Raw genomic sequence first — 12,138 nt, 5'->3', positions numbered from 1 at the left:
AACGCCAAGTTTTTCGGCCAAGGCCTGCGGACAGTAACTTTTCCGCTACCGGGAACTGCCGGGCGTTACGCACGCCGTGCTGCGACCAGCGAACACTTCGCCTGATCGGCGTTAACGTTGATGAAGCCGACAGGGATACGCGCAAAGGTCTTGCGGCTCTTCATCGTTACCGTGTCGGCAAGCACGCGGCTGCGGTCGGTGAGATGACTGCCATCGCGCCGCGTGAACGCGCAGACGATCTCCAGATCCTTAACGGCATAGTCATTGTCGTTTCGCAGCGTGAACGTCACCAGCGCCTTCGAGCCGAGCCCGCCACGGCGCCAGGTTTGCGATGAGATTTTGAGGCGATCGAGTTCTGCCGCAGCTGGAGCCTGAGCTTCGACAATCGGCGAGACCGCCGCCGCCGTACTGCCCGGAGGTGCCGGTTCGACCGTTGCCACGTCAGACTTCACCGGCTCGGTGCTGTTGCCCCTGGAGAGCGGCAGCAGCATCCACACCCCGCAGCCGACGATGATCGCCGCCAGTAGCCAGAGCAGGCTTCTCGCGAACGAGACGCTCGCGATCGTCACGGCTCGCGCCAGGCGCTCGCCGCTCCCGGCGAAACGTCCCCACCCGATCCGATCAAACCTGGCGTTCATGGCTGTATCACCGACCGCGGCCTGGGCTCGTTCGACGACGGACTCGGCCACTGCTTACCTTAATCCGGGAGACGAACTAAGGTTCCCGCGCTCATGCCGAGTCGGCTAGGACGGTGGCGATCACCAGCCGGGGCCGCTAACATGCGCTGCAACATCGAAGACCCCGTTGGGAGAACATGAAATGCCAGTCGTCGTCACTTGGGATCACGTCCATCTGCGCAGTCCCGATCCGGAGGCCACAGCGGCCTGGCTGCGGGACATCCTCGGCGGCGAGGTCGTGCGCGCGCCGGGACGGATCGACGTGAATCTCGGCGGCGCAAAGATCTTCATCGCATCACTCGAGGGCGACAACGCCGTCAACCCGCCGCCGCCGCACCCGCATCAGGGGCTCGACCATCTCGGTCTCACCGTGAAGGACATCGACGCCGTCGCAGCCGAGATCAAGGCCAAGGGCGTCACCTTCACGCGCGAGCCGACCACGATCCGGCCCGGCGTGCGCATCTGCTTCATCCGCGGCCCGGAAGGCATCTCCATCGAGCTGCTCGAGCGCGACAAGAAATACACCTAACGCGGCGCCGCATCTGAGGTCGACGAGAGGCCGGGCGTGCTGTCGCCCGGCTAACTCATGCTGCCAGGCATAAAGCAGCGGATGGCGACGCCCATGTAGCCGTAGATCGGCCACACCATGGTGCGGCCGACCCGGTTCGGCTCCGAGATGACGGCCTCCTCGGGCACGTCAACCCAGACGAGCTCCTGCTGCTGGCCGTCGAGCACGTGGCCCAGGCGCGGGATGCGGACACGATAGTGTCCGTCCTTGCTCTCCCAGTCAGAGTCCGAGAGCGCCGAGCCGTCGGCATCGGAACAGCAAGGCCCCTTGCCGCTGCGCAGGCCGTCGAACCACGCCTTCAATTCGGCATTGGTGTTGACAAACTGGCCGCGGTCGCGCGCATGCCCCGAGGGGGCTGCGAGCGCGATCAAGGCCAAGGCGCAAGTGAGGCTCACCATGCTTCGCCAGCGTGGCGCGCCGCCAGTCGGCCGTTGTGTTTCGCAAATCGTGGAACGCACACTGTACAGACGCGGCTCATCGCCGCCGGAATCGATCCAGTTGCTCACGTTTGTCTTGCTCCAGCACCCCGCGGCCAGTGCAACAATGGTTATGCATTTCGCGGGCCAACTTGATTCGCAACGACTGGCCTCGCGTCATGATCAGACCGTCATGGTGGTGTCATAGACAAGCCGGGACAACTGCGGCTGGCGGCGGCAAGATCGCACCGCCGCCCGGCAAACTGCCGCGTTGCGCGCGGGAACGCGCTTTGGCATAAAAGCTCTACCGGTTACGCCGTTGGGCGATGGCGGCCGGCCTGTGGGACGTGATGAAGAACGGCCTCTACTCGATTCACGTGAACCTGCTCGATGGTCGAGTCGGCAAGGGCAGCGGCGTGATTCTTTTTCGCGACGGCAAGATTCTTGGCGGCGATGCGTACCTCTATTACACCGGCAGCTACGTCGTGAAGGACGACCACACCTTCAAAGGCGAAGTGCTGGTGCAACGGCACACCTCGCCGCGAGGCGATGACAATCCGCTGTTCGGCGGCCCTGCCCCGGTCGGCATCGGCGTCAGCGGGACCTACACGGACACCCGCGCGGAGATGACGGGCACAGCGCTCGTCGGCAAGGCCAGCCTGATTTTCGGCGCCACGCTGCACAAGCTCGCGGAAGCTGATTAGGCGCGAGACTATTCCGCAGCCTGCTCGAGCGGCGCGGTGCGCGGCAGGATGATCTGGATGCGCGTCCCCTCGCCCGGCTCGGAATCGAGATCGAGCCGCCCGCCGAGGCGGTTCGTCACGATGCTGTAGACGATGTGCAGTCCGAGGCCGGTGCCGCCCTGGTCGCGCCGCGTCGTGAAGAACGGATCGAAGGCGCGGCGGCGCACGTCGAGCGACATGCCGCAGCCATTGTCCGAGAAGATGATCTCGACATTGTCCTTGCCGGACTCGCGCACCTGGATGTCGATGATCCCCGGCCGGCCGTCCGGGAAGGCGTGCGCCACCGAATTGAGAAACAGATTGGTCAGCACCTGGCCATAAGGGCCGGGATAGCTGTTCATGGTCAGGCTCGGCTGGCACTCGACGTTGAGCGTCAGATTGTGTTTGCGCAAGCCCGGCCGCAGGCTCATCACCACCTGCTCGGTGAGGTCGCCGAGATCGAAGCTGCGCTGGTCCGAGTAGTTGCGGTCGGCCGCGACCTGCTTGAACGACTGGATCAGCTCGGCCGCGCGGTTCAGATTGGAGACGAGCTGCGAGGACGCATCGCGGCTGGTGTTGAGGAAGTCGTTGAGAGTGGAGCGACGGAGCTCGCCGCGCTCGACTTCGGAGGTGAACATCGCGGTCTTGCGCTCCAGCGCGGATGCGACCGTGAGGCTGATACCGACGGGATTGTTGACCTCGTGGGCGACGCCGGCGACGAGCCGTCCGAGCGCGGCGAGCTTCTCCGCCTCGATCAGCGAGGCCTGGGTCTCGCGCAGGTTTCGCAACGCGGTCTCGGCGGATTCCTTGGCTTTGCGCATCTCCTGCTCGCCGCGCTTGCGCTCGCCGATGTCGAGCGCCACGGTGACGATCCGCTCGATCTCGCCGTCGGCATCGAGCAGCGGCAGCTTGTTGACCAGCCATTGCCGCATGTTGCCGGAGGCGTCCTTGTACTCCTCTTCGTAGAAGCCGAGACCTTTTCGAAGCCTGAGCACCCGCTTGTCGTTCTCGTCGGTCTTGGCTGCGCCGTAGCGCGACATCAGATCCGCGGTGGTGCGGCCGAGCGCATCGGCGGGCTCGATGCCGAAGATGCCGGCCATGTAGCGGTTCATCAGCACGTAGCGCAGCTCGCGGTCCTTGACGTTGATGACCGCGGGCACGGTGTCGATGACCTGCTGGAGCAGGCGCCGTCCTTCGGCGATGGCGTCTTCCGCCCGCTTCTGGTCGGTGATGTCGCGCAGCGTGCCCTCGTAGCGGACGATATTGCCCGCCTCGTCCCGCACGCCCGTGGCGCTGTCGGAAAGCCACAGGATGTTGCCGCTGCGCTGGCGCACTTGGTACTCGAACTCGCGCACAATGCCGTCGCGCGCCATCAGCCGCTGGTATTCGTCGCGCGCCTCGGGGTGGACGTAGATGGTGTGGGCGATATCGTTGATGCTGTCGATGAGCTGCTGCGGGCTGTCATAGCCCATCATCCGCGCCAGCGCCGGATTGGCGTTGAGGAGATCGCCGGCCGGCGTCGTGACATAGATGCCGTCGACCGAGCCCTCGAACAGTTTGCGGTAGCTCTCTTCGGCAAGGCGCTGCTCGGTGAGCGCCCGCACCGCCGCCTCGCGCGCCGTGTCGGCCTCCTCCAGCGCGCGGCGGAACACTTCGGCCGCGCGCGCGATGTCGCCGATCTCGTTGTCGAGGTCGGCCGACGGGATCGAGGTGTCCTTCTCGCCCGCTGCGAGCGCGCGGATGGATCTCGCTATCTTCGCAAGCGGCCGGACGGTCCGCCGCACCACGAAGCCGGCCGCGAGAATGCCGATCAAGACGCCGATGGTGCCGAACGCGATGCTCTGCCACCGCGCCTCCGTCAGCGTGCGGGCGAAATCGCGCGACAGCACGTGGCCGCGCCTGGCGCTGACCTCGCGCAGGAGCTCCGTGACGCGGCCGATCAGGCGGCCCTCGGTGCCCAGCACCTCGCGGTCGATATCGGCGATCTGCCGCTCCCGGACCGCCACCGCGATGATGGCCTCGGCATAGTCGTTCACGGCCGTCTTCAGCCTGGCGTCCGCGATGTCCATCGCCCGCATCCCCTGCGCGGCCTGCTCGGCTGCGGACGGGTTGCGCGCGAGCAGCCCGAGCGCGATCCGGCTCTGCGCTTCCGACAGGCGGGAGGCGAGCTCGCGGTCCGCCGCGGCTCCGACGGCCACGTCGAACCGGTCGCGCAGCGGCGGCAGCCCGGCGAGCAGCTGGGCGCGGCGGTCGATCAGGGTCGAGATCCGCTCGAGGCCATTGCGGTAGGTCGCAAGGCGCTCGGTGACCCCGTCGATCATGTCCTGCTGCTCGGGCGCGAGCTCGATGCGGGTCTTCCTCAGGATGTCGTTCAGTGTCGAGGCCGCCTCGCCGACCTGCTTGAACTGGGTGCCGGCGCCGGGATCGGTGACGAAGTCGCGCGCGGCGAGCCGCAGCTCGTTCATGCGGCGGTCGATGTCCTCGGCGAGGTCGCCGACGCTCTGGAGCCGCTGCAACTCGGCGAAGGTCGTATCGATGTGCCGGATCGCGATCACGCTCGCGGTCGAGGTGACGATGATCACCGCCAGCACCAGGAGGAAGCTGCCGAAGGTGAGCTGGCCGATGGAGAGCGAGAATGTTCGCTTTTTCTCAGGGGTCGGCGTCAATTCGGCGGACATTGGGGCTTTTGAGGACCGGGCTATTGGAGGCCCAATATACGATGGTTTGCGGCCCCGGGGGAACATGCCTCGCGCTGCCGAATATCCTTAATATCGCGAGTCCGCCGCCCTTCTCCCCACCTGATTATGACGTTTTGACGCTGACCGGCCGCCGGGCCGGGATCGTCATGGCGGCGACGCCGAGGACGACGCAGGCAAGCCCGATCCAGGCGGTCCGGCTCAGGGTTTCGCCGAGGAAGGCGACGCTGATTGCGACCCCGATGGGTACGCGCAGATAGGCCTGCGCGGTGGTGCCGACCGAACCCAGCGTCTGGATCAGGCGGAAGTAGATCGCGAACGCCGCCGCAGTCGAGAAGGTCGCCAGCGCGAGCAGCGCCAGCACGGAACTCAGCGAGGGCGACAGCGTCCAGGGCTGTTCGACGATCAGCGAGGCCGGGATCAGCGCCGCCGCGCCCGCCAGCAGCGAGCCCGCGGCCGGTGCCATCGGATCGAGACCTTTAAAGCTGCGGCCGAAGATTGCGGCGCAGGCGTAGCAGATGGTGGCGGCGACGATAGCGGCCTCCGCGACGAGGCCACTGCCGACGTCGTGGAAAGCGTCGACGCCGACGATCAGCAGGATGCCCGCCATGCCGGCGACCACGCCGAACAGTTTCCGCGGCGTCGTCACCTCGTGGCGCGTGACGACGGCCGTGAGCAGGAAGGTGAAGATCGGTCCGGCCGAGTTGAGGATGGTCGCGAGCGACGCGTCGACATGACGCTCGCCCCAGGCGATCAGCGTCCAGGGGATGACGCTGTTGAGCACGGCCTGGAACGCGAAGCGCTGCCAGGTCGCGGCATCCATGGGCATCCTGATGCCGCGTGCCCACATGACGACGAGCAGCAGCAGACCGGCGATCGTGGTGCGCGCCGCGATCAGCGTGATCGGCGGAATGGTGGCGACGCCGAGCTTGATGAAGGTGTAGGAGCCGCCCCAGAGCGTTGCGAGCGCGACCAGCAGCGCCAGCTCGACGGCGATGTTAGGGTCCCGTCCCTTATCCATTTTGCACGTCCCGACCATTCGCGATGGGCGGAACCCTAGCGCGTCCGTGGCCGCCAATACTTCGTTTGGTATCGAAGTATCCTAGCCGACCGCCCCGACCTCGAAGACCTCGCCGTCATAGCCGGCCTCGCGGGGAATGCGGAGCTGGCGGCCGGTTTCGGTCTTGGTCATGACCGGCATCACCGTGACGACCGACATGCCGCGGGCGTGCTCCAGCGCGGCGCCCACGCTGCCCTGCTTGGCGAGGCGGATCAGGTTGCGCGTGGTCGGGAACGGCAGCTTGAAGCGGCCGCTCTCGCCGCCCTCCACCGCCTCTCGCGGCGACACCCAGATCGAGTCGGTGGACTCCCGGCCGTCATGGGCGCCGAGCTGATCGGGCGGTGCGGCCGCGAGGAAGAACCAGGTGTCGAACCGCTTCGGCATGCCCTCCGGCGTGATCCAATGCGCGTAGGGCACGAGCGTATCAAGCGCGAGCTGGAGGCCGTTGTCGGCCAAGATGCTCAGGAAGCTGATCTTGTGCTCGTTGAGGGCGACGCGATGCTTGTCGGCGATCTCGCCGGCGCGCTTGGCATCGATCGGCGTGCCCGCGCCCTTCGCCCGCGCCAGCAGGATGCCGCTCTCCTCAAAGGTCTCGCGGATCGCGGCGATCCGAAAACCGCGATCCGATTCACTCAGGCCCTCGCCGCCCGAATAGAGGTCAGCACGGGCGACGATCTCGTTGTCGCCGGCATCGACACTGCCGCCGGGAAACACCAGCGCGCCCGAGTTGAACTCGATCTGATGATGGCGGACCATCATGAAGACTTCGATTTCCTTTGCGCCGTCACGGAGCAGAAGGATGGTCGAAGCCGGGCGTGATGCTGATGTCTCGGGCATTCAACTAACCTGCGGCGCTGGATTGCGGGCCAAGATTGGCGCGCTTGTCGACGCGGGCGACGCGCGACAGGAGGTAATCGACCTCCGCCTTCGCCGCCGGCGTGATGGTCGCGCCCGGCTTGCGCTGGGCGCTGGAAGAGATGATGCCGCGCTTCTGCAGCACGTGCTTGCGCACCGCCAGACCTGCACCTGGCTGCTGCTCGTAGCGGATCAGCGGCAGATGCGCGTCGAACAGATCATGCGCAGCGTCACGCTTGCCCTCCTTCGAGAGGCGCACGACGTCGATCAGGAGCTCCGGGAAAGCGTAGCCGGTCATGGCGCCGTCGGCGCCGCGCTCCATCTCGAAGTCCAAAAAGAGTCCGCCATTGCCGCAGAGGATCGAGAGCGGACGGAGCGAGCCGTCCTTCTGGAAGCTGCGCAGCGTCGAGATCTTTTCCAAACCCGGCCAGTCCTCGTGCTTGAGCATCACGCAATTCGGATTGTCGGTGACGATCTTGCGGATCACCGCAGGGGTGAAGATCACCGAGAGCGTCAGCGGATAATCCTGCAGCACCCAGGGCACATCGGGCCCGATCGCCTCGGCCGCCTGCTTATAGTAGCCGACGATCTGGTCGTCGGTACGGAGCGACGGCGGCGGCGCGATCATCACGCCGGCCGCGCCGGCATCCATCGAGGCCTTCGCCAGCGAGCGCATGGTGGCAAAGCCCGGCGCGGAGACGCCGACGATCACCTGCATCTTCTTGGCGCGCTTGACGAAGCGCACCGCCACCTGCTCGGCCTCCGCGGCATCGAGCTTCGGCGCCTCGCCGAGGATGCCCAGCACCGTGACGCCGTCGCAGCCGACCTCCTCGTAGAAATCGGTCAGGCGGTCGATCGAGCGCTCGTCGATCCGGCCGTCATCGTGGAACGGTGTCGGCGCGATTGCGAAGGTGCCCTTGGCGTCGGCGGTCAGTTTCATTGGGTCTCTCAATCCTATCGGCTATCGTCTTTCCGGGATCGCGACGTCGTCGCGTCCCGGAATGACAGTTTTGGCTAAAACCGTCGCGCCCCCATCTTGATCTGCTCCTCGGAGAAGAAGATCTCCTTGGCGTGATCGGCGATATCCTGGGCCTTCCAGCCCGAGTGCGGCGGTTTCCAGCCGTCCATTTCCATCATCCGCATTTCGCGCACGCCGCGGGGCCCGGACACGCCCAGCACCTTGCCGGTCTGGTCGCCCGACAAGTCGCTGACCATGTATAGCACGGCCGGCGCGATGCCGTCCGGCCCCAGCGCCGCGCCGGGGTTCTCCTTATAGCGGGGCAGGTCTGCGGTCATGCGGGTCAGCGCGCCCGGGGCCAGTGTCCAGATCCGGATGTTGTACTTCCGGCCCTCGATCGCCAGCACGTTGGACAGGCCCCAGATGCCGCCCTTGGCCGCGCCGTAATTGGTCTGGCCGAAATTACCGATCAGGCCCGAGGTCGAGGAGGTGTTGACGATGACGCCGCCGCCGTTTTCCCGCATCCAGCGAAACACCGGCATGGTGCAACAAAAGGTGCCTTTCAGGTGCACCTTGATCACCTTGTCCCAGTCGGACTCGGACGCCTTGGAAAAGGTCTGGTCGCGCAAAATGCCGGCATTGTTGACGAGGATATCGGCGCGGCCGAAATGCTTGATGGCGTCGTCGAACACCGACTGGCCGCCCTCCATGGTGGAGATGTCGGCGCCGTTGGCGACCGCCTTGCCGCCCTCGGCCTTGATCGCGTCCGCCACGAGCTGCGCCATCGACTTGTCGGCGCCGGAGCCGTCACGGGGCCCGCCGAGATCGTTGACGACGACCGAGGCCCCTTCCCGCGCGAACAGTTTTGCGTAGGCCTCACCAAGCCCCCCGCCCGCGCCGGTGATCAGCGCAACCTTGCCGTCGAGTAGTCCCATGGTGGCCTCTCCCTGCTAATTATTGTTCTCTTGTGTCCCGGACGCGATGCAGCGTGCAACGCTGCGTCGCAGAGCCGGGAGGCATTCTCTCTTAGGCACGCTCTGGGCCCCGGCTCTGCAGCGCACCGCTGAAGAAGCGCTGCGCTGCGTCCGGGGCACGAGACCGTCCTAACCCAGCACCGTCTTGCCGTTCTTGATCACCGTGACGCCGCGCGACTTCACCTTGGCCTCGAACGAGATCACGTCGCCGTCCTTCCAGAGGTCCATGGTCACGGTCTCGCCGGGATAAACCGGCGAGGAGAACCGCGCGACGTGCTGACGGAAGGCCGACGCGTCGTACTCGGCATAAGTCTGCAGTACGCCGCGGCAGGTGATGCCGTAGGTGCACATGCCGTGCAGGATCGGGCGCGGGAAGCCGGCCTTCTTGGCGAACTCGGGATCGCTGTGCAGCGGGTTGCGATCGCCGCAGAGGCGATAGACCAGCGCCTGGTCGGGGCGCGTGACGATATCGATGGTCCTGTCGGGGCTCCGCGTGGGTATCTTGTGCGGATCGGGCTGGGTCAGGTTCGGCCCGCCAAAGCCGCCGTCGCCGCGGGCGAAGCGCGAGGCGACCAGCGTTGCGAGCTTCTCGCCCTTCTCGTTCTTCAGCACGGTCTGGTGGCTGATGACGACGCCCTTGTCCTTGCCCTTGTCGTAGACTTCGACCACGGAGGAATCGGCCGTGATATTCGCGGCCACCGGCAGCGGCTGGTGGAAGGTGATGTCGCGCTCGCCGTCGACCACCATGACGCGGTTGAGGTTCATCTCGCCGGGCCCCGAACCCCAGGCCGCGACGGACGCAAAGGTCGGCACCACCTTCAGCGGCCGCGGTGTCAGCGTGCCCTCGTTGACGAAGGCGAGCTCCTTCTCGTCCATCGGATCGGCGCCGAGGCCGATGCCATAGGCGTAGAGCATGACTTCGCGATCGGAGTAGGAATATTTCTGGCCGAGATTTTTGAGGCCTTTGAGTTCTTCGTATCTGGCGGACATTTTTCTGGTTTCCTCCCGGCTCTCTCCGCGAGAAGCGGTGCCCGTTGATGTGCCCTCTCCCCTTGTGGGAGAGGGCCACGAGGTGCTCGCAACAAACTCACTGGGGTGAGGGGTTTCCTCCGCACGGAAAATTTTCTCCGCGGAGCGATACCCCTCATCCGGCGCCGTAGCCGAAGCTTCGCTTCGGCTTCTCTTAAGGACGGCCGCCGGAGGCGGCCTATGCCACCTTCCCCCACAAGGGGGGAAGGAAGAAATTACGCCGGCGTGAAGAACGGCAGCGGTGCGCCGTCGGTCGGCTTGAACACCACCTTCACCTTCTGGCCGATCTTGAGCTTCTCGAGATCGCAGTCGACGAAGTTGGTCTGCACCGACGGACCTTCCTTCAGCGTGACGTAGCCGATGGCGTAGGGACCGGTCGGCGACTTCCGCATCAGGCTCCACGTGTAGATCGTGCCCTCGCCCGAAGCCTCCTCCCACACCGTCTTGTCGGAGTAGCAGAACGGGCAGATCGAGCGCGGGAAGTAATGCGCTTCACCGCAGGCGGTGCAGCGCTTGATCATGAACTTGCCCTGCTTCGCGGCGTCCCAGAATGCGGCGGTCTCGGGGTTCGTGACCGGTGCCGGATACTTTTTCGCTTCGCTCATCACACGCGCTCCAGAATGGCCGTCGAGGCGGCGTGGCGAACGCCCAAAAGGCCGCCGGTGCCGTGGGCGATGGCGAGATCGCAATTCTTGACCTGCACCTTCGGATGCGCCTCGCCGCGCAGCTGCCTGACGGCCTCGATGATCTTGGTCATGCCGCCGCGATTGACGGGATGGTTGCTGCAGAGCCCGCCACCGTCAGTGTTGAACGGCAGCTTGCCGACGCCCGAGATCAGATTGCCGTCGGCGACGAACTTGCCGCCCTCGCCCTTCTTGCAGAAGCCGAGGTCCTCGAGTTGCATCAGCACCGTGATGGTGAAGCTGTCGTAGATCGAGGCGTACTTGATGTCCTTCGGCGTGATGCCGGCTTCCTCGAACGCGCGCGGGCCGGACCAGATGCCGGCGGAGTAAGTGAGATCGAGATCCTTGCCGCCGCGCGGGCCCTTCATCGCCTCGCCATGGCCGATCAGCTTGACCAGCGGCTTCTTCAGGCTCTTCGCAATCTCCGGCGTCGTGACGATCAGCGCGCCGCCGCCGTCGGAGACGACGCAGCAATCCATGCGATGCAGCGGATCGGAAATCATCGGCGAGTTCAGGACGTCCTCGACGGTGACGACATCCTTGAGCATCGCATGCGGATTGTACTGCGCGTGATGCGAGGCAGCGACCTTGATCCAGGCGAGCTGCTCGCTGGTGGTGCCATAGTCGTGCATGTGGCGCATGGCACACATGCCATAGGCATTGTGCGTGGTCGCACCGTAAGCGGACTCGAAATCGGCCTCCGCGCCGGCCGCGCGCGGCGGCATCACGCCAGTGCGCGGCTTGCCGGCGAGCGTGATCAGCGCGATCGAGCACTTGCCGGCCGCGATGGCTTCAGCGGCATGGCCGAGATGAATGATGTAGGAACAGCCGCCGGTCTCGGTGGAATCGACGTGGCGGAGTTTTTTGGTGTTCAGGCCGAGATAATCGACCATCGGCCATGCGCCGCCGGGGGCGTCGCCCGCGCAGAAATAGCCGTCGACGTCGTCCTTGCTGATCCCGGCATCCTCGATCGCGCCCTTGGCGACCTCGGCATGGAGCTGGGCGGTGGATTTGTCCGGCGCATGCCGGGTCGGGTGTTCGTAGATCCCGGCAATGTAGGCCTTGCCCTTGATGGTCAAAACGTCAGGTCTCCGCGCTCGCGTTTCTTCTTGCTCCGTTTTTCTGAACCGCGGGGGCCAGCTTGGCAAGCGCGGAAATATTCCGTCGGGCGAGAGGGCAGCGCGTTGGCGCAACTCCCGGCTACCGCAATCTCGAAGTGCGGCGGGAAGGCCACTCTGCCACCGCGTCGTCATTGCGAGCGCAGCGAAGCAATCCAGAGTCTATCCGCGGAGGCATTTCTGGATTGCTTCGCTGCGCTCGCAATGACGGCCAGAGTCCTAAAGGTGTTTTGCCCGACGGCACAAGCGATTTTCTTTTTTGCGAAAACAACCCCATGCACAGTAGGACGGTGGTTGATTTCAAAGACGAAATCGTAGGGTGGGCAAAGCGACTTGTCCGCCGTAGCTCGAAGAGCGAAGGCGGAAGCGTGCCCACCTCTTG

12 protein-coding genes are annotated in these 12,138 nt (G+C 65.4%); 2 read left to right on the top strand and 10 right to left on the bottom strand.

What is annotated here, in order from left to right; genetic code table 11:
- Positions 1–65 precede the first annotated feature (65 nt).
- Positions 66–638, bottom strand: coding sequence for a hypothetical protein (locus tag AB7531_RS17870; protein WP_063986298.1), 573 nt, complete (start codon positions 636–638; stop codon positions 66–68).
- Positions 639–819: 181 nt separating this feature from the next.
- Here AB7531_RS17870 and AB7531_RS17865 point away from each other — a divergent pair, with 181 nt between their 5' ends.
- The gene (locus AB7531_RS17865; RefSeq protein ID WP_063982639.1) at positions 820–1,206 is read left to right on the top strand and encodes a VOC family protein; all 387 of its coding nucleotides are present in this window, start codon (positions 820–822) and stop codon (positions 1,204–1,206) included.
- A gap of 50 nt (positions 1,207–1,256) precedes the next feature.
- On the opposite strand, the gene AB7531_RS17860 is transcribed toward AB7531_RS17865, so the two are convergent.
- Positions 1,257–1,751, bottom strand: coding sequence for a hypothetical protein (locus AB7531_RS17860; protein ID WP_063982638.1), 495 nt, complete (start codon positions 1,749–1,751; stop codon positions 1,257–1,259).
- A 260-nt stretch (positions 1,752–2,011) separates the two neighbouring features.
- Between AB7531_RS17860 and AB7531_RS17855 the strand changes: the two genes are divergently transcribed.
- The gene (locus AB7531_RS17855; RefSeq protein WP_063986297.1) at positions 2,012–2,365 is read left to right on the top strand and encodes a GrlR family regulatory protein; all 354 of its coding nucleotides are present in this window, start codon (positions 2,012–2,014) and stop codon (positions 2,363–2,365) included.
- Between the two features lie 8 nt (positions 2,366–2,373).
- Here the strand turns inward: AB7531_RS17855 and AB7531_RS17850 are convergent, their stop codons facing one another.
- The 8 genes from AB7531_RS17850 to AB7531_RS17815 all read right to left on the bottom strand — a co-directional run bounded on the left by AB7531_RS17850 (position 2,374) and on the right by AB7531_RS17815 (position 11,717).
- Positions 2,374–5,061, bottom strand: a complete 2,688-nt coding sequence (locus AB7531_RS17850) for a PAS domain S-box protein (protein WP_063982637.1) — start codon at positions 5,059–5,061, stop codon at positions 2,374–2,376.
- Positions 5,062–5,185: 124 nt separating this feature from the next.
- Entirely contained in the window at positions 5,186–6,100 is a 915-nt protein-coding gene (locus AB7531_RS17845; RefSeq protein WP_063982636.1) for a DMT family transporter, read from the bottom strand.
- Between the two features lie 81 nt (positions 6,101–6,181).
- Positions 6,182–6,976, bottom strand: a complete 795-nt coding sequence (locus AB7531_RS17840; protein ID WP_063982635.1) for an NUDIX hydrolase — start codon at positions 6,974–6,976, stop codon at positions 6,182–6,184.
- Positions 6,977–6,980: 4 nt separating this feature from the next.
- Positions 6,981–7,934, bottom strand: coding sequence for a dihydrodipicolinate synthase family protein (locus AB7531_RS17835; RefSeq protein ID WP_063982634.1), 954 nt, complete (start codon positions 7,932–7,934; stop codon positions 6,981–6,983).
- 74 nt (positions 7,935–8,008) lie between these two features.
- Positions 8,009–8,887, bottom strand: coding sequence for an SDR family oxidoreductase (locus AB7531_RS17830; RefSeq protein WP_063982633.1), 879 nt, complete (start codon positions 8,885–8,887; stop codon positions 8,009–8,011).
- Positions 8,888–9,055: 168 nt separating this feature from the next.
- The gene (locus AB7531_RS17825) at positions 9,056–9,916 is read right to left on the bottom strand and encodes a MaoC family dehydratase (protein WP_063982632.1); all 861 of its coding nucleotides are present in this window, start codon (positions 9,914–9,916) and stop codon (positions 9,056–9,058) included.
- Positions 9,917–10,170: 254 nt separating this feature from the next.
- On the bottom strand, positions 10,171–10,560 hold the full coding sequence (locus AB7531_RS17820; RefSeq protein ID WP_028154920.1) for a Zn-ribbon domain-containing OB-fold protein: 390 nt from the start codon (positions 10,558–10,560) through the stop codon (positions 10,171–10,173).
- Complete coding sequence (locus tag AB7531_RS17815) at positions 10,560–11,717, bottom strand: thiolase domain-containing protein (RefSeq protein WP_039147548.1); 1,158 nt, start codon at positions 11,715–11,717, stop codon at positions 10,560–10,562. The genes AB7531_RS17820 and AB7531_RS17815 overlap by 1 nt, the downstream gene beginning before the upstream one ends.
- Between the last annotated feature and the right edge of the window lie 421 nt (positions 11,718–12,138).

This window comes from Bradyrhizobium sp. 63_E2_N1_3, from assembly GCF_052076005.1.
GTDB lineage: Bacteria > Pseudomonadota > Alphaproteobacteria > Rhizobiales > Xanthobacteraceae > Bradyrhizobium > Bradyrhizobium barranii.
This window is presented reverse-complemented; position numbering and strand designations above follow the sequence as displayed.